This is a genomic window from Nocardia aurantiaca, from assembly GCF_009708175.1.
Classification (GTDB): Bacteria; Actinomycetota; Actinomycetes; order Mycobacteriales; family Mycobacteriaceae; genus Nocardia; species Nocardia aurantiaca.
On the sequence record NZ_WMBB01000012.1, the window covers coordinates 159,177 to 177,977 of the forward strand.

The 18,801-nt window shown below is 68.0% G+C and carries 18 protein-coding genes; 8 read left to right on the plus strand and 10 right to left on the minus strand.

The genetic code is table 11. The annotated features are described in order from the left end of the window. Window positions 1–918 (minus strand): SIS domain-containing protein, encoded by a 918-nt coding sequence (locus tag GLP40_RS25015; RefSeq protein ID WP_328290625.1) that lies wholly within the window; start codon window positions 916–918, stop codon window positions 1–3. Between the two features lie 154 nt (window positions 919–1,072). Between GLP40_RS25015 and GLP40_RS25020 the strand changes: the two genes are divergently transcribed. From GLP40_RS25020 to GLP40_RS25035, 4 genes are read left to right on the plus strand one after another with little or no spacing between them, the layout of a single operon-like run. Then, window positions 1,073–2,314: an extracellular solute-binding protein gene (locus GLP40_RS25020; protein WP_328290626.1), complete on the plus strand. Its 1,242-nt coding sequence runs from the start codon at window positions 1,073–1,075 to the stop codon at window positions 2,312–2,314. 59 nt (window positions 2,315–2,373) lie between these two features. Beyond that, window positions 2,374–3,210, plus strand: coding sequence for a carbohydrate ABC transporter permease (locus GLP40_RS25025; RefSeq protein ID WP_328290627.1), 837 nt, complete (start codon window positions 2,374–2,376; stop codon window positions 3,208–3,210). Further along, window positions 3,207–4,034, plus strand: coding sequence for a carbohydrate ABC transporter permease (locus GLP40_RS25030; protein WP_154790439.1), 828 nt, complete (start codon window positions 3,207–3,209; stop codon window positions 4,032–4,034). The genes GLP40_RS25025 and GLP40_RS25030 overlap by 4 nt, the downstream gene beginning before the upstream one ends. Then, entirely contained in the window at window positions 4,031–4,822 is a 792-nt protein-coding gene (locus tag GLP40_RS25035; protein WP_154790440.1) for a DeoR/GlpR family DNA-binding transcription regulator, read from the plus strand. The genes GLP40_RS25030 and GLP40_RS25035 overlap by 4 nt, the downstream gene beginning before the upstream one ends. An 11-nt stretch (window positions 4,823–4,833) precedes the next feature. Here GLP40_RS25035 and GLP40_RS25040 read toward each other — a convergent pair whose 3' ends face one another. The 4 genes from GLP40_RS25040 to GLP40_RS25055 form a co-directional block, all read right to left on the minus strand. Further along, window positions 4,834–5,640, minus strand: coding sequence for a DUF1460 domain-containing protein (locus GLP40_RS25040; protein WP_154790441.1), 807 nt, complete (start codon window positions 5,638–5,640; stop codon window positions 4,834–4,836). Window positions 5,641–5,837: 197 nt separating this feature from the next. Then, the gene (locus GLP40_RS25045; RefSeq protein ID WP_154790442.1) at window positions 5,838–7,334 is read right to left on the minus strand and encodes an AIM24 family protein; all 1,497 of its coding nucleotides are present in this window, start codon (window positions 7,332–7,334) and stop codon (window positions 5,838–5,840) included. A gap of 376 nt (window positions 7,335–7,710) precedes the next feature. Further along, entirely contained in the window at window positions 7,711–8,373 is a 663-nt protein-coding gene (locus GLP40_RS25050; RefSeq protein ID WP_154790443.1) for a cysteine hydrolase family protein, read from the minus strand. 7 nt (window positions 8,374–8,380) lie between these two features. Continuing rightward, entirely contained in the window at window positions 8,381–8,707 is a 327-nt protein-coding gene (locus tag GLP40_RS25055) for a YciI family protein (RefSeq protein WP_154790444.1), read from the minus strand. Between the two features lie 69 nt (window positions 8,708–8,776). On the opposite strand from GLP40_RS25055, the gene GLP40_RS25060 reads away from it, so the two are divergent. Beyond that, the gene (locus tag GLP40_RS25060; RefSeq protein WP_154790445.1) at window positions 8,777–9,115 is read left to right on the plus strand and encodes a winged helix-turn-helix transcriptional regulator; all 339 of its coding nucleotides are present in this window, start codon (window positions 8,777–8,779) and stop codon (window positions 9,113–9,115) included. A 22-nt stretch (window positions 9,116–9,137) separates the two neighbouring features. On the opposite strand, the gene GLP40_RS25065 is transcribed toward GLP40_RS25060, so the two are convergent. From GLP40_RS25065 to GLP40_RS25080, 4 genes are all read right to left on the minus strand, one after another. Further along, the gene (locus tag GLP40_RS25065; RefSeq protein ID WP_154790446.1) at window positions 9,138–9,305 is read right to left on the minus strand and encodes a hypothetical protein; all 168 of its coding nucleotides are present in this window, start codon (window positions 9,303–9,305) and stop codon (window positions 9,138–9,140) included. Between the two features lie 128 nt (window positions 9,306–9,433). Beyond that, window positions 9,434–10,594, minus strand: coding sequence for a glycosyltransferase 87 family protein (locus GLP40_RS25070; protein ID WP_328290628.1), 1,161 nt, complete (start codon window positions 10,592–10,594; stop codon window positions 9,434–9,436). Window positions 10,595–10,850: 256 nt separating this feature from the next. Beyond that, window positions 10,851–11,219, minus strand: coding sequence for a type 2 periplasmic-binding domain-containing protein (locus GLP40_RS25075; protein ID WP_154790447.1), 369 nt, complete (start codon window positions 11,217–11,219; stop codon window positions 10,851–10,853). A gap of 91 nt (window positions 11,220–11,310) precedes the next feature. Beyond that, window positions 11,311–11,757, minus strand: a complete 447-nt coding sequence (locus GLP40_RS25080; RefSeq protein ID WP_154790448.1) for a group III truncated hemoglobin — start codon at window positions 11,755–11,757, stop codon at window positions 11,311–11,313. 557 nt (window positions 11,758–12,314) lie between these two features. On the opposite strand from GLP40_RS25080, the gene GLP40_RS25085 reads away from it, so the two are divergent. Genes GLP40_RS25085 through xdhC form a run of 3 tightly spaced genes read left to right on the plus strand, consistent with a single transcriptional unit; the run spans window position 12,315 to window position 16,952 of the window. Continuing rightward, window positions 12,315–13,766 carry a xanthine dehydrogenase small subunit gene (locus GLP40_RS25085; RefSeq protein WP_154790449.1) on the plus strand — a complete coding sequence of 484 codons (1,452 nt, stop codon included), beginning with the start codon at window positions 12,315–12,317 and terminating at the stop codon, window positions 13,764–13,766. Further along, window positions 13,763–16,132, plus strand: coding sequence for a xanthine dehydrogenase molybdopterin binding subunit (gene xdhB, locus GLP40_RS25090; protein ID WP_154790450.1), 2,370 nt, complete (start codon window positions 13,763–13,765; stop codon window positions 16,130–16,132). The genes GLP40_RS25085 and xdhB overlap by 4 nt, the downstream gene beginning before the upstream one ends. Window position 16,133: 1 nt before the next feature. Beyond that, a complete protein-coding gene (xdhC, locus tag GLP40_RS25095) occupies window positions 16,134–16,952 on the plus strand; it encodes a xanthine dehydrogenase accessory protein XdhC (protein ID WP_154790451.1) in 819 nt (272 codons plus the stop codon). A 182-nt stretch (window positions 16,953–17,134) separates the two neighbouring features. On the opposite strand, the gene GLP40_RS25100 is transcribed toward xdhC, so the two are convergent. Then, complete coding sequence (locus GLP40_RS25100; RefSeq protein ID WP_328290629.1) at window positions 17,135–18,751, minus strand: FAD-binding protein; 1,617 nt, start codon at window positions 18,749–18,751, stop codon at window positions 17,135–17,137. Between the last annotated feature and the right edge of the window lie 50 nt (window positions 18,752–18,801).

The window sequence follows — 18,801 nt, forward strand, 5'->3', positions numbered from 1 at the left end:
TCAGCTCAGGATGACCGATCGCGCGAGGTTGCGTGGGTGATCGGGGTCCAATCCCAGGTCGGCGGCCCGCAGCGCACACAGCCGGTGCACGCGGACCAGCTCGGCCATGGGATCGACGCCGCGATGCTCGATATGCGCTCCGGTGGCGCGAAGGTCGTCGGTGAGGCCGGGCGGGAGCGGACCCAGCGCCCAGACCGCCCGACCGGGCTCGGCAATGCTGATCGGCCCGTGCCGGTACTCGGTGGCCAGGTAGGACTCGGTCCAGAAGCGGCAGGACTCGCGCAGCTTCAGCGCGGCCTCGTCGGCGAGCGCGGCGGCGAAACCCATTCCCACGAAACTGATCTGTTCGGCATGCCGGACATTCGCCAGCGTCTCGGCGGCGTTCTCGGCCAGCGCGACCCGGGCCTGCCCGACCACCGGGCGCAGATCCTCGCCGAGATGCCAGCGCAGCAGGGCCAGCGTCGTTGTGGCGAAACGCGTTTGGATCACCGAGTGCTCGTCCACCTCGTCGAGCAGGATCGGATCGGCCAGATCCAGGACCGGCGTTCCGGCGCTGGAGCAGAGCACCGTGCGCGGAATGTCCTCGGGCAGGGTGGATATGGCGTCCAGTACCTCGGTGGTGGTGCCGGAGCGGCAGATCACCAGGTAGCGGTCGTAGGAGCGGGCGAGCCGCGGTTCGCCCGCGGGCCAGGCGTCGGTGAGCCCCTGCCCGTCGGATTCGCGGAGTGCGGCGAAGGCGCGGGCCATGAACAGCGAGGTGCCGCAACCGAGGACGGCAACCCGTTCACCCGAGACCGGCAGCAGGTGGCGGTGGGCGGCGGCGGTGGCCTCGGCACGAGCCCAGTCATCGGGCTGGGTGGCCACTTCGGCGGCCAGATGGCTTGCGGGAATGGAGATTCGATCGGCCTCGGGCAGCACGTACCCAGGATCAACCCGGTGATCGTTCGTGTCAATTTTCCCGGTCAAACAATCACATTCGAGCAGAGTCCGCGTTAGATTCGGACATACCGAATCGTTCTCTTCATCATCCGCGATTCGCGTCGCGGGGTGTGCAGATTGAGGAGCCCTTGTCGTGAAACGTCCACTGCGCGGCGCGCTTTCCTCGATGGCCCTGCTGACCGGCCTGGTGCTGACGGTGTCCTCCTGCGGCTTCGGTGGGAGCAAGTCCGACGACTCGGACCCGAACACGCTCACCTTCCTCGCGCCGACCTACAGCGACGGGACCAGGTCCGCATGGGACGCCATCATCGCCGACTTCGAGAAGGCGAATCCAGACGTCAAGGTCAAACTCTCGATGGAGTCGTGGGATTCGATCAATGACGTCGTGCGCACCAAGTTGCAGTCCAAGGGCACCACGCCCGACATCCTGAATATCGACGCCTATTCGACCTTCGCCACCGACGGCCAGCTGTATCCGGCCACCGACATCGTGGACGCCGCCGTGATCGGCGATATCCAGCCCGGGTTCGCCGAGAACGCCTCCATCAGCGGAACCCAGTGGGCGCTACCGCTGTTCGCTTCCACCCGCACGCTGTTCTACAACACCGACTTGTTCGCCAAGGCGGGTATCGGCGAACCGCCCAAGACCTGGGCCGAGCTGACCGACGACGCCAAGAAGATCCAGGCCCTCGGCGGCGTCTCCGGATACGGGCTGCCGCTGGGCAGCGAGGAGTCCCAGGGCGAGACTTCCATCTGGACCTTCGGCGCGGGTGGCAACTGGTCCGACGGGGACAAGATCACTGTCGACACGCCGCAGAACCTCGAGGGCGTGCGCGCCATGAAGGCCATCGTGGATGCCGGTGTGACCGAGCCGAATCCGGGCGCCACCAACCGGCTCGACGTCATCAACGCGTTCATCCAGGGCAAGATCGGCATGATCGAGGGGCTGCCGCCGACCATCTCGCAGATCGCCGCCAAGAACCCGGGTTTGAAGTACGGCACCGCGCCTTCGCCGACCAAGACCGGCGAGCCGTCCACGCTGGGGGTGGCCGACCACCTGATGGCGTTCAAGAAGGACGGGAACAAGGCCGCAACCATCAAGAAGTTCCTCAGCTATTTCTACTCCGCCGCCGTCTACGCCAAGTTCGTCAGCAGCGAGCATTTCATTCCGGTCACCACCAGCGGCGCGACGGCGCTGGCCGACGATCCGGTCACCAAGGCGTTCGCGGCCACACTGCCGGTGGCCAAGTTCTATCCGAGCAACAACCCGAAATGGGGCGCAGCACAGGGTGCCATCCGGCAGCAGATGGGCACGATCGCACAGGGCAGCGACCCGGCCTCGGTGCTGCAGAAGATTCAGCAGGCGGCGAGTTGAGGGGCGTCGCCTCCCATCGATCCACGGCCACGCTGCGCGCGTTGCCGTGGATCGGCCCTGTGGTGGTGCTGATAGCCGCGGTGGTGGCCTTCCCGGCCGGGTACATGTTCTGGACCTCGACCCGGGACCTGAGCGCCTACGGCCAGGACCGCGGCCCGGCCGGATTCGCCAACTTCCGCAGGCTGTTCGGCATCGACGAATTGCCCGCGATCCTGGCGCACACCGTGGTGTGGGTGGTGGCGGTCGTGGTGATCACGCTGGTGCTGTCGGCGGGACTGGCGCAGTTCCTGAACAAGGACTTCCCGGGGCGGACGGCGGTGCGGCTGGCCATCCTGGTGCCGTGGGCGGCCTCGGTGGTCATGACCACCACCATCTTCGACTACATGCTGGATCCGAATGTGGGCATCGCCAATCGTTTCCTGGTCGATATCGGGGTGCTGGACCGGGGTTTCGGGTTCACCAAGGAGCCGGGACCGGCGTTCCTGGTGGCCATCGGGGTGGCGGTGTTCGTGTCCGTTCCGTTCACGACCTACACGATTCTGGCCGGGCTGCAATCGATTCCGTCGGATATCGACGAGGCGGGGCGGGTGGACGGCGCGAATTCTCGGCAGCGCTATCTGTATCTGACACTGCCGCAACTGCGTCCGGCCATGGCGGTGGCGACCGTCATCAACATCATCAACTCGTTCAATTCGCTGCCGATCCTGCAGGTGCTGACGGGCAGCATCGCGGGCTACTCCGCCGACACGACGACCACTCTGACTTTCAAGCTGATTCGGCAGAATCAGCAAATCGCCACGGCAGCCGCCATGAGCGTGCTGAACTTCGTTCTCATTCTGCTGATCATCGCGATCTACGTGAAGCTGATCCGACCCGTCGGTGAGGAAGCGAGATGAGGTCGCGGCGGCGGTGGGGGCTCACGGCCGTGGGCGTGGTGCTGGCCGCGGTGTTCCTACTGCCGTATGCGGTGATGGTGCTGGGATCGCTGAAGCCGCGCGCGGAGATTCTGAGGATTCCGCCGACCTATCTGCCGAGGCAGTGGCGGCCGGACAACTACGCCACCGTGTGGCACACGCCGGAGACGCCGCTGCCGTTCAATCTGGTCAGCACCATCGTGATTTCGGTGTTCGGGACGCTGCTGGTGCTGGTCGTGGCCATTCCGGCCGCGTATTACACAGCGCGGCGGCGGTTTCCGGGCAAGGCGTTGTTCTTGGGTCTGGTGCTGATCACCCAGATGCTGCAACCGACCGTGCTGGTCACAGGCTTGCTGCGGGAGTTCTTCACCCTCGGCATCAATGACACCTGGGCGGCCATGATCCTGGTCGACGGCGCGTTCAATCTGTCGTTCGCGGTGTGGATCCTGCACAGCTTCTTCGCCGGGGTGCCGGTCGAGGTGGAGGAGGCCGCGCAGCTGGACGGGCTCAACCGCCGGCAGATCCTGACCCGGGTGAGCCTGCCGCTGGTATGGCCGGGCATCGTCACCGCCACCGTGTTCGCCTTCGTGTCCTGTTGGAACGAATTCGCCGCCAGCCTGGTCATTCTCACCACGCCGGAGAATCAGCCGCTGTCGGTGGCGCTCACCAAGTTCGTCGGCCAGTACGACGTGGCTTGGCAATATGTCTTCGCCATCTCTACCGTCGGCATCGTGCCCGTCGTGATTCTCTTCGCGCTCATCGAGAAGCGCCTCGTCGCCGGCCTCACCGCCGGCAGCGTCAAATGACCGCTCCCGCCGACCGTTCCCGGCGCTGGAATCGCCTGCTGGAGCTGCTGTCCGAGGCCGGCCGACTCTCGGTCGAGGAGACCGCCGCCCGCCTCGGCGCGTCCCCCGCCACCATTCGCCGCGACTTCACCGCCCTGGCCGACCAGGGCCTCGCCACCCGCACCCACGGCGGCGTGGTCGCCACCGCCGTCGCCTACGACCTCCCCGCCCGCTACCGCGGCACCGCCGACGAAGCCAAACAACGCGTCGCGGAACACGCTGCGGCCCTGATAGATCCGGCCGAAGTGGTCGCCCTCAACGGCGGCACCACCACCACAGCGGTGGCCCGAGCCCTGGCCGCTCGCCCCGACCTCCCCACCTCGGCGGACCATGAGCTCACCATCGTCACCAATGCCCTCAACATCGCCGCCGAACTGGTCCTCCGCCCCCACCTTCGCACCATCTGCCTCGGTGGCCTGGCCCGCCGCGAATCCTACGAACTGCATGGGCCCCTGGCTGCCCTCGCCCTGTCCGAATTACGCTTGGACACCGTGATTCTCGGCGTCGGCGCCATTTCCGCCGAGGGCGGCGCCCAATGCCGCCATCTGGATGAAGCAGGCATCAACGCCGAAATGGTCCGCCGCGCTCAGCGTGTGATCGCGGTAGCCACCGCCGACAAGCTCGGCCGCACCGCCCTGGCCCGCATCTGCCCGATCGACTCCATCCACATCCTGGTCACCGATCGTGACGCCGACCCGTCCGCCCTCGTACCCGTTCGCGACGCGGGCGTCGACGTCCATCTGGTCTGATCGCGGCCGAATCAGTTGGGGCGCAGCACGACCAGGCCCGGGACCGTGGTGAGGTACCGGGTCAGGGGGGTGTCGACGACCTGGTCGTTTGCGGACAGGGAGGAGGCGTTGCGGAACATCGGGCCGTTCGGGGTGCTGATGAAGATGCCTACGTGGGAGACGTCGAGACCGGCTTCGGTGGTGTAGGCGCCGAGGTAGTCGCCGGTGTGGAGATTGCCGATGACGGCGTTGTCGAAGGAGCCGCTGGGGACATAGGTGATGTCGCGGTCGACCACCGGGAGGCCCGGGAGGTAGGTGGTGCCATCGCCTTTCGCATTGAGGTGCTTGGTGACGGTGACCGCGGCCGGGGTGAGGGTGGCGGTGATATCGGTGGCGGCGACGCGGTTGACCGCGGCCCAGTCGGTGAAGAAGTGCTTGCGCCGCGGGAACTCGACCCGGCCGTCCGCGTAGCGGGTGGCGACCAGGTTCTGGATGAAGTCCGCGCGGGTGGTGGAGCGGCTCAGGGCCTCCACGTAGTCGAGGTAGGTGAAGCAGTCGACCCGGCGGAAATCGATGACCAGCTGTTCGGGTCGGGTGGCGGAGCCGATGAGCATGTTCGCGCCGTAGGGGGTGCCGAGGAAGTGGCCGGAGAGTTGGGCGATCGCGTCGGTCCGGGGGCCCGAGATCGAGTTGCGCAGGGCGAGGAGCTCGTCCAGCTGCCGCGAGGTGGTCTCGTCCAGGTTCGGGTCGGCGGGGGTGGCCGTGGCCTGGGAGGCCAGCAGGGCCAGGGCGGAGACGAGTGTGACCAGCGTCAGCAGGATCCGGGTGACTGTGCGCAAAACTCCTCCATCCGAACGAGACGTTCAGATCGAACCTAGCAGCGGGATTCTGTCCCAGACAATCTTTCCGCTGCGCTGATCGTGATCCTGCCGCGCCATACCGGACGTGCTCACCGCCTCGGGCTGCGAGGTGAAACCGGGCCGGACATCCTCACGGCGTGATGCGATTCGTGACCACCGTCGAGCGCTGACCGGAGTCAGCCGAGCAGACCGCCCAGGAGGCCGCCGGACTGTCCGGCCTCCTGGCCGCCGCCGGTGCCGCCGATGAGGCCGCCGGGCGGCAGCTCGGAAGGCTGCACGATCACGAAGCCGCGGCCGGAGAAGGACAGGGTCAGGCCCTCGCCGGTGCTGCGGCCGATCAGACGGCCGAAGCCGAAGGAGTCATTGCGTTTGATCCCGGTCTGCAGGCTGGAGGACCAGGCCACCGCGGCCTGCGGGTCGGCATAGGTCGGCTGGTCGACATTCAAAACCACGGGCTGGCCGTGCGTGGTGATGGCGATCCGGCCGCGACCGCTGAAGACACAGTTGAAGAAGCCCGCGTTGCTCGCGAAACCGGCTGCGCCCTGCACCCTTTGGATGTTGTAGGACAACGAGGAATCGAAGGCGAGGACGTTCGCGCCATTGATGGTCAGTCCGTCGGTGCCGTCCAGGTCCACGATGTGCACATCCGAGGCGGCATTGGCCAGGAACAGATCGCCGCGCCCCGACACCTGCATGAGCGGCACGCCCTCACCGGTGAGCCGATGCTGGATCGCCCGGCCGATGCCGCCGGATCCGAGCGCTTTGAAGTGCAGATCTCCCTGGTAGGCCACCATCGATCCGGCCCGGGCCAGGGTCTCGCCGTCGACTGCGACGCGGATCATCTTGCTGCCCTGCTTCTGAATGCCGTAACCGGTGACCTCGGCATGATTCGGATGGAACAGCTCGCTCTGCACGGACGGAGCTCCTTGTGGTGCGTAGTTATTCGGGACCGGGGCCGCGGGCGGATGGGAAGGCGGCGCGAAAGACCGCGGGGCCGTGGGTATCTGTTGCGGTGCGGCCGGTGGTGGCGGCGCGGGTACCGGCGGCCGGAATCCCTGGGCGGGCAGTGCGGGCGGCAACGGTGTCTGCGCCGCGGCGGGATTGGGTCGCGTCGGAGGGTATTGCGCGGGTTGCGGCAGCGGCTGCTGGGCGGGTTGTGGCGCGAGGGCGTGCGCCGGAAGCGTCGGTGCGGGTGCCGGTTGCGCCGGCACCGGCGGCTCGGGTTCGTCGTCGATATTCACACCGAAAGCCGCGGCCAATCCGGCGAGCCCGTCGTCGTACCCTTGGCCGACCGCGCGTACTTTCCATCCGTCGCCGCGCCGGTAGATCTCGACGCACACCACGGCCGCCTCGCTGGTCAGGCCGTTCATGGGGAAAGTCAGTGTGCCCGCCGCGGATCCGACGGTGGCGGTGAGCGTTCCCGCCCCGGCGAAGGTGGCGGGCCCGCTGCCGTCGAGGCTGGCGGTGATGGCGACCCGTTCCACCTCGGCGGGCAGCGCCGAGGTCTGGACATCCACCATGTCCCCGGTCCCGCGTCCGTGCCGGTACACCACACCGGGACCGACCGGTTGGTTGAAGAAAATGAAGTCCCCGTCCGACCGCACCCGTCCATCCGCCCCCAGCAGCAGCGCGGACACATCCACTGCGCTGGAACAGGTTACGGTCACCGTCATCCGGTCAGCGGGCGCGGGCCGATTCTCCCCGCGGGCCAGCGCTGTCACCACAGCCTCTCACCGGAGGCGCGGACCTGCTCGGGCGATAGACGATTCACAGCCTCCAGTCTCCCCAAACTCCGGATCAAAGGCCATCCGGGTATTCCCCCAGATGTTGCCGTCTCACTCGCCCGGGCGGGGAGTGAGACGGCAACATGTCGTTTCCGTCCCGGGATGCGCCGGATCACACGCGATCGCGGCGGCTGGTCGCCAAGGCGTCACTCAAGATGGTGCGGGGGATGGCGCTGCGGAAAACTACGATCGCGGATGCCGCGCTGGATCGGATCGCCGAATGCGGGCGGCTGGATATGGTGGCGAATCCGGCTCATCCGTTGTCCTACACCGGAGATCCTGCCCGTTGGCGGCGATGCATGAGCGCGGTGAGAGCGGCCGTGTCGGTGGTGCGGGAACCGCCCGCGAAGGCCAGCGTGGCCAGTGCGCGTTCGGCCGCCTCGGGATGGCCCGCACCGCAGGCGTCGGTCACCACGAGAGGGAGGTAGCCGAGATCGGTGGCATGCCGCACCGTGGGCTCGATGCCGACCTCCATGGCGATGCCCGCGACGGCGAAGGCCCCGATACCCAAGTCCCGCAGAGCGATATCGAGCGGTGTCCCGGCGAAGGCCGACATGGTGATCTTGTCGAAGACGACCTCGTCCGGACCGGGTGACAGTTCGGGCACCAGCTGGTACTGCGGCGAGCCCTGCGCGAAGGCGGTCCGCACCTCGGCCGGATCATCCACGTGCTGCCACTCCATGGCCGTGCGCAATTGCGAGATCCCCGCCGCGGCCGGGGGAATGGACAGGTGCCGGGTGTAGAAGACGCGGAAACCGTTCGCCCGAGCGGCATCCCGCAGCTCCACGCAGGACTTGACGATGTCCGCACCGTCGGCGAGCTGTCCGACGATGCCGACCTGCATGTCGTAGATCAGCAGCGCCATGTGCTCCGGATGGCAGGCGTCCTCGACCGTCTGGGGAATGGTCAGACCGTAGGCTTGTCGCATGACGGCCTCAGCGGGTGCGGTCGTAGGGTTCCGCGACATCCACCGAGGCGTCCATGAGCGCCTCGATCGGCAGTGGCGCGGTCACGGGCACATAGGTCCACTCCAGGAAGCCCTTCTTGGTCAGCGGAAAGTCGTTCACGTACCGCTGCGCCTCCTCGACGCTGTCCACCTCGAACACGATGACCACCCCCGGCTCGTCGGCACGGGCATAGTTCTCCCGCACGATCCCCGCCTTCCACAGCCGCCACACATTGGCGACTTCCTCGGGCAGATGCGGGGTGATGGTCTCCAGCGTGACGCCGGGCTTGAATCGATCGAATGTAATGACCTTCATGGGAATTCATGAAAGTCCCCTGATTACAGTGTTACAAGAACGCACTTTTCGGTAAGTACCGGAGGGGAGATGCCCGCGAAGCGCTATTACTGCCCGGTCGAGGTGACCGTCGACCTGATCGGCGGCAAATGGAAGCCGGTCATTCTCGCTCACCTCAAGGAAGGGGTGCGCCGGTACGGCGAGCTGCGTCGGCTCATGCCGGATACCAGCGAGAAGATGCTGATCCAGCAGTTGCGGGAACTGGAATCCGACGGCCTGGTGCGGCGCACGATGTTTCCCACCGTCCCGCCGCGGGTGGAGTACGACCTCACCGAGGAGGGCCGGAGTCTGGTCCCGGTGCTGACCGCGCTCTACGAATGGGGTGAGAAGCGGAGCGCCCGAACGGGTCTCGTCATCCAGGCGCCGTGAGCGGCTCCGCTTCCACGGGTGATCAGGCGGCGCGGTCGGTGCGCTCCGGTCCTCTACCGTCCGCCTCGCACTGCGCCCGGTGCATGGCGCAGCGGTACTTCGGCCCCGGCTTGACGTAGGCGGGGTCCAGCCGCTGGGCGAAGGTGAGGTTGTCACGCCGCCAGCAATCGATGCACACCGGCTCAGTCATGGCGTCCTCCTCGGTTCTCGCTCGCGAAAGGTATGCGCGAGAGGGATTCCCACTATGAGCCAGTTTCGGATATAGCGCCGGACACTCTTCCATAACGGATGCGGCCAGATAGCCGACCGGTCGGTTGCCTATGGGGTGACGCGAGTGCGCCGGAGGGAGTAGATCAGGCCGCCCGCAATGACCACGTAGACGATGACGTAGCAGTTCAACAGGATCTGGGCGATCGGCCACGACGGGGGGAACAGGAACCAGCCGACCACCACCCAGCGATCGGTCCAATGGTAGGCCCAGGCGCCGGTGGCCAGGTAGAGGAAACCCGCTGCCGACCACCAGCGAAGGTCCGAGGCCGCGCGGTGGACCAGGTACACGAACAGCGGCAGGAACCACACCCAGTGGTGGTTCCAGGAGAACGGGGAGACCGCGCAGGAGGTCAGGCCCGCGACGGTCACGGTGAGCAGCTTCTCGCCGCGGTTGTGGAGCGCCGCGGCCAGCAGCAGACCGCCGATGGCGACCGGGGTGGCGATCAGCAGCCACAGCCATTGCGGCACTTGATGACCCGAGAGATGGGCGACGACGCCGCGCAGAGACTGATTGGCGGGCTGTGTATCCGGGGCTATGCGGTCGGACTGGAAGAACGTCTTGGTCCAGTACTGCTTGGAATCCGAGGGGAGGACGGCGCCCGCGACGACGATCGTCATGACGAAGGTGGTGGCCGCCACCACGGCCGCCCGCCACTGCCGCAGCACCAGCAACTGCGTCACGAAATACAGCGGCACCAGCTTGATGCCCGCGGCCACGCCGATGCCGACGCCCCGTGATCGGCTGTGTTCCGGGCGCGAGAAATCCCAGAGGATCAATGCCATCAGGACCAGATTGATCTGGCCGTAGTACAGCGTCGTGCGGATCGGCTCCAGGAACATGCAGGTCGCCGCAACCAGCGCGCTGATCCCGGCGAGCCGCCAGGTGACGCGGTAGCCGAGTACGCGCCAGCACAACAGGACACACGCGTAGAGCACGCAAATGTTCAGCGCCAGCCAGGAATTCGTGACGTATTCCCAGGGCACCGCCAGGATCGGCAGGAAGATCAGCGTGGAGAACGGCGTATAGGTGTAGGACAGGCCGCGATGCGTGGTCTCGGTGTAGAGCGGATGGCCGTGGTAGAGCTTCCAGGCGCCGTCCCGGTAGACGTGGACATCGAAGCCGCCCACCAGGAATCCCACCTGGTCCAGCCACGGATCCACCGTCGTGAAGATCAGTACCAGCGACAGCGCCGCGCCGAAGACCAGCACGAACGGCGTCGTCCTGCTCCACGCCGGCGGCGGCCCACTGGAATCGGCAATGACAGCAGGGTCATTCGTCCTTGCACCGATCAACACCAAACCCACCTCAGATGTGCGATACACCCTGGCGGGCTCGATAAACGCTGAACACGAACGCTTCAGCCCGCCCGCCTTGACGCTGCCGGCCACCGGCCGGGCCGACCCGCGCGCTGCGGTGCGCGGTATCGGATCCTCAGCACCCTACCGCCCGCCGCGGGCGGTTCGGTCACATGCCCGACCGCGTGGTCTGGTGTGATAGTAAGCGCGCATTGGCGACGATGGCGTTGGCCAGCGCCTGCTCCGGGTCGGACGGCCGGGTGCGGCGGTGCATGAGCATGAAGTCCAGATCACCCAATTCGGCCAGCTCGGGATCGGTGAGCGGAACCAGCCCGTCGGGCAGGACGGCGCCGCGTGCGCGATCACCTCGAGCCCCGCCGGCGGCCCGCAGGCCGAGCAGGTTGTCGCTGATATAGATGACCCCGCACGTCCGGCCCGCGTGTCGCAGCGCCCGTAGCGCCAGTTGCCGGGTCGGGCTCGGCTCCGGATAGCTGGCCGGGTCGTCGAATTCCGTTGCGGCCGAACGTCCCGCCCACACCAGCCGGTCCCGCCGCAGCAGGGCGCGTGCCGTTCAACCGGCACCGTCTGCGTCGAAGCGCCCAGCGGCGCAGCGGAATTGGTGTGACCGCTCAGGCCGCGCGGAGCCGCAGGGCGGCGAGCGGGATGAAGCCCGGGGCGTCGGTGGTGGCGGCGCCGTCGGTCCCGGTCATCCGTCGCAGCATGGCGATCGCGATCCGCTCGCCCTGGGCCTTGGCGCGATCGGCGTTCGGCCCGGAATAGCGTCCGTCCACCGCGGCGTGCCAGAGCTGCACCCAGCGTCCGAAATGCTCGGCGGTCAAGGGCCGCGCCGCGTGCAGCCGGGCGTGCGGCGCCAGCGCATTGCGTCGGTAGTCCGTCGTACGGAACAGCGCGCGTTCCCAGAAATCGCCGATCCGGGGCAGGTGCTCTTCCAGATCGGTCCCCGCGATCTCGGTGAAGAACGAGCCGATCAGCGGATCAGCGAACGCCTCGACATAGAACCGCCGCAGCAGCTCGTCGAGATCCGGCCGATCGGAGATATCACGTCGATCACCCATCCCTCCACGCTAGCGCGCAACGATCGCCGTGCTCACCGCGGCGGGCGTGACGTCTATTACCCGAATGGCCCGGGTATTTCGCCGAAGGTCGCGAACCCGGCGCCGAGGGCGGCGGGATCGATTTCGGGTTTACGGGAGGGCGCGAAAAGCGCATGTGCGCGGGAAGCCTCCTGGAAACGTGAACAACGTCCCGAATGGGCCGCGGTCGCGGCCCGGATGATGGCACGGGAAATACCTGTCCGCAGGAGATTGTCCGATTGTCCAGCGGGTTCGGCGTGCCTCCCGACCGCCTTCGTATCTTCCTACAGAATCCCACGGTGAGCGGGGTCTCATGTTGACCGACTATCGCGCCGGGACGTAGGTTCGGGGCCTCGTAACCCGTGGTCACGGACAGGAGGCGACCGGATGTCCACCAACTCCGACCTGCGTCGTCTCGCCCACCGCACGGTGTGGGTGCCCGGGCGCGTCGCGCACGGCTGCTGAGACCTGGCTTTCTCGACGAGCGGAATTGATCCGCCGACACTGGATAGTGCACTCGACGAAGAAAGCAGCCTGAAATGGCAATTTTCATGACGGTGAACGGGAAAGCCACGCCGATTTGTCCGGCCGCGACGCATACCTCCCTGCTGGATTTTCTCCGGGAGCAGGGACTCACCGGGTGTAAGGAGGGTTGCGCGGAAGGCGAATGCGGCGCGTGTTCGGTGCTGGTGGCCCGGCCGGGGGTGGTCGAGCCGACCGAATGGGTAGCGATCAATGCCTGTCTGCTGCCCGCCGTGGCACTGGACGGGCAGGAAATCGTCACCGCCGAGGGTTTGGGCACGCCCTCGCGACTGCATCCCGTGCAGCGCGAGATGGCCGAGCGCGGGGGATCGCAATGCGGTTACTGCACACCGGGATTCGTGTGCAGCATGGCCGCGGAGTACTACCGGCCGGATCGGCGGGCGCCGGAGAAGATCGCAGGCGACCGCGCGCACGCCGAGACCGGGCCCAATGGTTTCGATCTGCACGCGCTGAGCGGAAATCTCTGCCGATGCACCGGTTACCGGCCCATCCGCGACGCCGCCTTCGCGGTGGGCGACCCGACGGCCGAGGACGAGCTGGCCCGGCGGCGAGCGTCCGACCCGCCGGAACCGGTAGCGACCGACTTCAGTTCCGATGGGAGACGTTTCGTGCGGCCCGCGACGCTCGCGCAGGCGCTGCGGCTGCTGCGCGAGCGCCCGGACGCCACGGTGGTGGCGGGCAGCACCGACGTGGGTGTCGAGGTGAATATCCATGGGCGGCGGGCGGATTACACACTGGTCATCGATCGGCTGCCCGAACTGCGTGGGCTGACCATCGATTCGGACCGGATCGACCTGGGCGCCGCACTCACCCTGACCGAGATCGAACGCCGCCTCGGCGGGCGGGTGCCGCTGCTGTCGGAGTTGTTCCCGCGGTTCGCCTCTCGGCTCATTCGCAATGTCGCCACCCTGGGCGGCAATCTGGGCACCGCCTCGCCGATCGGCGACGGTCCGCCGGTGCTGCTGGCGCTGGAAGCGTCGGTCGTGCTGGCCGATGCCGACGCCGAGCGCGAGGTCGCGCTGACCGACTACTTCACCGGCTACCGGCGCTCGGTGCGGCGGCCGGACGAACTCATCCGGGCCGTGCGCATCCCGCTGCCGTTGCCCCCGGTGACCGCCTTCCACAAGATCGCCAAACGGCGCTTCGACGACATCTCCAGTGTCGCCGTGGCTTTCGCCCTCGACATCGAGGACGGCGTCGTACGCAAGGCACGGATCGGGTTGGGTGGCGTGGCCGCCACTCCGGTGCGCGCATATCGAACCGAGGCGGCTCTCGCGGGCCGGTCCTGGAACGAATCGACCGTGGTCGAAGCCGCACAGGTGCTGCGCCATGAGGGCACGCCGCTCGACGATCATCGCGCCAGCGCGCGGTATCGCAGTGCCATGCTCGGCGAGAGCCTGCGCAAACTGTTCGCCGAGACCACCGAGCCCGCGGGGGTGCTGTCATGAGCGACCTGTCGCGACGACCCGAGCACCCCGTGGTGGGCGTGGCGCTGCCGCACGAGAGCGCCGCCCTGCACGTCACCGGGGCCGCGCTGTACACCGATGACCTGGTATACCGCACCAAGGATGTGCTGCACGCGTATCCGGTGCAGGTGTCGCACGCGCACGCGCGCATCACCGCCCTGCACACCGCGCCCGCGCTGCGGGTGCCCGGCGTGGTGCGGGTGCTCACCGCCGCGGACGTGCCCGGCGTCAATGACGCGGGCGTCAAGCACGACGAACCGCTGTTCCCGGACGAGGTGTGCTTCCACGGCCATGCTGTCTGCTGGGTGCTCGCCGAGACGCTGGAGGCCGCCCGGCTGGGCGCGGCCGCGGTGGCGGTGGAGCTGGAGCCGTTGCCGTCGCTCATCACCATCGAGGAAGCGATGGCGGCCGGCAGTTTCCAGGGTGCACGGCCCCAAGTGCGCTGTGGTGACCTGGAATCCGGCTTCGCCGCCTCCGCGCACATCTTCACCGGCGCAATCCACTTCTCCGACCAGGAGCACTTCTACCTCGAAACCCACGCCGCCCTGGCGCACATCGACGAGGGCGGGCAGGTGTTCGTGCAGTCCAGCACCCAGCACCCGTCGGAGACCCAGGAGATCGTCGCCCACGTGCTGGGACTGCGCGATCACGAGGTCACCGTGCAATGCCTGCGCATGGGCGGTGGTTTCGGCGGCAAGGAGATGCAGCCGCACGGCTTCGCGGCCGTCGCGGCGCTCGGCGCGACCCTCACCGGGCGGCCGGTCCGGGTGCGGCTCAACCGGACTCAGGATCTGACCATGTCCGGCAAGCGTCACGGATTCCACGCGCAGTGGCGGGTCGGATTCGACGCGGGCGGGCGCCTCCAGGCCCTGGACGTCACCCTGACCGCGGACGGCGGCTGGAGCCTGGACCTGTCGGAGCCGGTGCTGGCCCGCGCGCTCTGTCACATCGACAACATCTACTGGATTCCCAACGCGCGCTTCAACGGCCGCATCGCCAGGACCAATAAGCCGTCCAATACCGCGTTCCGCGGTTTCGGCGGGCCGCAGGGCATGCTGGTCATGGAGGACTTGCTGGGCCGCTGCGCGCCCCTGCTCGGCCTGGATCCGATGGAGCTGCGCCGCCGCAATGTCTATCGCCCCGGGCAGTCCACGCCCTACGGGCAGCAGGTGCGGCACCCCGAACGCATCACCGACACCTGGGACCAGGTTCTCGCGCTTGGCGAGATAGGCACGCGCACAGAGGAAATCGCGGCATTCAATGCCTCGCACCCGCACGTCAAGCGTGGGCTGGCGGTCACCGGGGTCAAGTTCGGAATCTCGTTCAACATGACGGCCTTCAACCAGGCCGGTGCGCTGGTGCTGATCTACAAGGACGGGTCGGTGCTCATCAACCACGGCGGCACCGAGATGGGCCAGGGCCTGCACACCAAGATGCTGCAGGTGGCGGCCACCACGCTGGGCATTCCGCTGCACCGGGTGCGGCTCGCGCCGACCCGAACGGACAAGGTGCCCAACACCTCCGCGACAGCGGCCAGTTCCGGCGCGGACCTCAATGGCGCCGCGGTGAAGAACGCCTGCGAGCAGCTGCGGGAACGCCTGTCGCGGGTGGCGGCGACCCGCCTGGGTGTGAACGCCTCCGATGTCCGCATCGCCGACGGCGTCGCGCGTGCACTCGGTCCCGGTGACGCGACCGTCGAATGGGACGACCTGGTGCGGACGGCCTACCTCCAGCGAGTTCAGTTGTCGGCGGCCGGTTTCTACCGTACCGAGGGTCTGCACTGGGACGCCGGGACCATGCACGGTGCCCCGTTCAAGTACTTCGCCTACGGCACCGCGGCCAGCGAGGTGGAGGTGGACGGCTTCACCGGCGCTTACCGTATCCGCCGCGTCGACATCGTCCACGATGTCGGCGACAGCCTGTCCCCGCTCATCGACATCGGCCAGATCGAGGGAGGTTTCGTGCAGGGCGCGGGCTGGCTGACGCTGGAGGACATCCGCTGGGACACCGGCGACGGCCCGGGCCGCGGGCGGCTGCTGACCCAGGCGGCCGGCACCTACAAGCTGCCCAGCTTCTCGGAGATGCCCGAGGCGTTCACTGTGACGCTGCTGCAGCACGCCCACGAGGAGGGCGTGGTGTACGGGTCGAAGGCTGTGGGGGAGCCACCGCTCATGCTGGCGTTCTCCGTCCGCGAGGCGCTGCGTCAGGCGGCCGCCGCCTTCGGTCCGGAGGGCGTGAGCGTCGAACTGGGCGCGCCCGCAACGCCGGAGGCGGTGTACTGGGCCCTCGTCTCGGCGCGGCACGCGGGCGAACTCGTCACCGAGGAAAGCGTTTCCGCCGGTGCCTGACATGACCTGGGTGACCGCGGTCGCGCGGCTGCGCGCCCGCCGGGAACCCGGCGTGCTGCTCACGGTGGCGAGCGTGCGCGGCCACGCGCCGCGCCGGGCCGGGGCGAAAATGGTGGTGGGACAGGCAGATACCTGGGGCTCGATCGGCGGCGGCAATGTCGAGGCCGTCGCCGTGGAGCGCGCCCGCGAGATGATCGCGCGCCCGCACGCCGAACCCGAGCTGAGGGAATTCGCCCTCAACGACAAGGTCGTCGATCAGCACGGCGTCCAATGCTGCGGCGGCACGGTCACCGTCCTGCTCGAACCACTGCCGGTGCGCCCGGCGGTGGCCATCTTCGGCATCGGGCATGTCGGCCTGGAACTGGCTCGCATCCTGGCCCGCCAGGATCTCGATCTGCACCTGATCGACTCCCGGCCCGAGATGCTCACCGACGAACGCCTCACGCCCCTCGCGGACGCCCTCGCGCAAGTCCACACCCACCACACGCCCCTGCTGCCGGAGCAGATGCTCGATCAGCTTCCACCCGGCACCCACATCGTGATCATGACCCACGATCACGCCGAGGACGCGGCCCTCTGCGACGCCGCCCTGCGCGCTGACAATCTGGGCACCATCGGCCTGATCGGGTCCCCGGCCAAGTGGGCGCGTTTCCAGAAGCGCCTCACCACCGAGGGCGGCCATGCGCCGGAAGCCTTGGGCCGCATCAAAACTCCCATCGGGCTGACCGATATCACCGGCAAGGAGCCCGCCGTCATCGCCGTCAGCGTCGCGGCGGATCTGCTGCGCACCTTCGAACTCGGGGTGCGCGCCACCGACTGAACTGCTCGCCGATCAGCGCGGGACTCGGATTTCGGGCATGTGGTCGGGACTGAAGAGCCGCGCCGGCCATGTCGGCCGGGTCCGGGCGGGCAGGGACACCGATTCGCCCATCGCCAATGCCTCTGCTCGCGCGTCCCGGCGGCGGCGATGGAAGTTCGCGGACCGCCTGTCGGTGGGGTTTATCAGTGCGCGGCCGCCAACTCCACGCTGTGGGTGCCCGCGCGGCGGCCGGAGAAGACGCAGTCGGCCAGGGACAGGCCGCTCACATACGAATTCGAGCAGACGCCCACGGCCGCCCGACCCGCCGCGAAAAGGCCGGGAATGGCCGCGCCGGAGTCGGTCCGGACCGCGCCGGTCTCCTCGTCCACCAGCAGGCCGCCCAGAGTCAGCATCGGCATCGGGTAGGTCAGCCGTGATTTGAACGAGATGTCCAGCAGGGTGAAGGGTCCCGTGTGCAGCGGGCGGCGGAGATCGTCCGGCTTGCCGAGGGGGTCGGGCAGGTTGTGCTCGATGGCGCGATTGTGCGCGTCCACGGTCGTGCGCAGGGCCGCCGGGTCGATGCCGGCCCGGGCCGCGACCTCCTCGACGGTCCGGCCGGTCACGCTGCCGAACCGCAGCAGCCGCTCGGCCTGCATGCGCTGGAACCACACCGACTGCCGGCCGATCTGACGGCGTGCCTCGGCGGCCAGCCGGGCATCGACCAGCAGCCAGGCCCGATTGCCGGGGCTGGTGGCAATGGCCGCGCCCAGCGCCGCGCCGTAGCGGGATTCGTCGATCATGCGCTGCCCGTTGGCATCCACGGCGATCGAGCCGAAATACGCGCTCGGCGGTGCGATGAACCGCCACGTCGACAGCATGTCCATCCGCCCGGTGGCCGCGCCGACCGCCTGCGCCATGGCGATTCCGCTGCCGTCGCATCCGGCGGTCCCCAGCGGCAGGCCCTCGGCCCACGGGTAGTCCGGGGCGTGCTCCGCGACCATCTCGCCATTGGCGATGAAACCCCCGGTGGTGAGAATGACGCCCGATCGCGCCCGAATCCGCACCGGCATGCCGTAGCGCTGCTCGATACGAGCCAGGAGTGCCTGCACGGCCTTGCGCAAGCCCTGGTGGTACACACCGGGTTTCGCCGAGATGCGGGCCAGCGCGGCGAACCGCCGCCTTACCGCGGCGGGCGCGTTGCCCAGGGTGGTCGCCTCGACGCCCACGACGCGGCCGTCCTCGATCACGAGGCGCGTTGCCCTGGTGCCGATTTGCACTCGCACACCGTGTTTCGCGGCGGACTCGGCGAGCGGCCCGAACAGCTTCTTGCCCGACACCCCGCGTCCGTGCGCCCGATGCCCGCGCTGCCGCGGCACCGCCAATTCCCGGAAGCCGCCGGAGTTTTCACTTCCCGAGTAGTACAGGTAGTAGTCGTCGGTGGGGTACGAGGTCTTGAACGGGCACAGCGAGGCCTGGAACGGAACCCCGTGCCGGGTCAGCCAATCGATCAGCGCGGGTGACTCCTCGCAGAACTTCCGCAGTGTCCGCTCGCTCACGGTGTCGCCGACCTCGGCCCGCAGATACGTGAGCATGTTCTCGACATCGTCCTCGACCCCGGCGGCCTTTTGCACCCACGTGCCGCCGCCCGCATAGACGATGCCGCCGGACAGTGCCGTCGCCCCGCCGCCCAGATACCGGTCCAGTGCGAGCACATCGGCTCCGGATTCTCGTGCGGCCAGCGCCGCCGCGACACCCGCGCCGCCGTATCCGACCACCACCACGTCGGCCGAAGAATCCCAGGTCCGCACTGTCGCGACCACCTTCCGAAGCGAAGAAATCCGAGCGGAGAGAACTATAACGCGTTCTAGTT

Excerpts from the sequence above, each read along its gene's own strand:
- GLP40_RS25030 (WP_154790439.1), top strand. The coding sequence starts at position 3,207 with ATGAGGTCGCGGCGGCGGTGGGGGCTCACGGCCGTGGGCGTGGTGCTG.
- GLP40_RS25080 (WP_154790448.1), bottom strand. The coding sequence starts at position 11,757 with ATGGGTGATCGACGTGATATCTCCGATCGGCCGGATCTCGACGAGCTG.
- GLP40_RS25055 (WP_154790444.1), bottom strand. The coding sequence starts at position 8,707 with ATGAAGGTCATTACATTCGATCGATTCAAGCCCGGCGTCACGCTGGAG.
- xdhB (WP_154790450.1), top strand. The coding sequence starts at position 13,763 with ATGAGCGACCTGTCGCGACGACCCGAGCACCCCGTGGTGGGCGTGGCG.
- GLP40_RS25085 (WP_154790449.1), top strand. The coding sequence starts at position 12,315 with ATGGCAATTTTCATGACGGTGAACGGGAAAGCCACGCCGATTTGTCCG.
- GLP40_RS25035 (WP_154790440.1), top strand. The coding sequence starts at position 4,031 with ATGACCGCTCCCGCCGACCGTTCCCGGCGCTGGAATCGCCTGCTGGAG.
- GLP40_RS25050 (WP_154790443.1), bottom strand. The coding sequence starts at position 8,373 with ATGCGACAAGCCTACGGTCTGACCATTCCCCAGACGGTCGAGGACGCC.
- GLP40_RS25045 (WP_154790442.1), bottom strand. The coding sequence starts at position 7,334 with ATGACGGTGACCGTAACCTGTTCCAGCGCAGTGGATGTGTCCGCGCTG.
- GLP40_RS25060 (WP_154790445.1), top strand. The coding sequence starts at position 8,777 with ATGCCCGCGAAGCGCTATTACTGCCCGGTCGAGGTGACCGTCGACCTG.
- GLP40_RS25065 (WP_154790446.1), bottom strand. The coding sequence starts at position 9,305 with ATGACTGAGCCGGTGTGCATCGATTGCTGGCGGCGTGACAACCTCACC.
- xdhC (WP_154790451.1), top strand. The coding sequence starts at position 16,134 with ATGACCTGGGTGACCGCGGTCGCGCGGCTGCGCGCCCGCCGGGAACCC.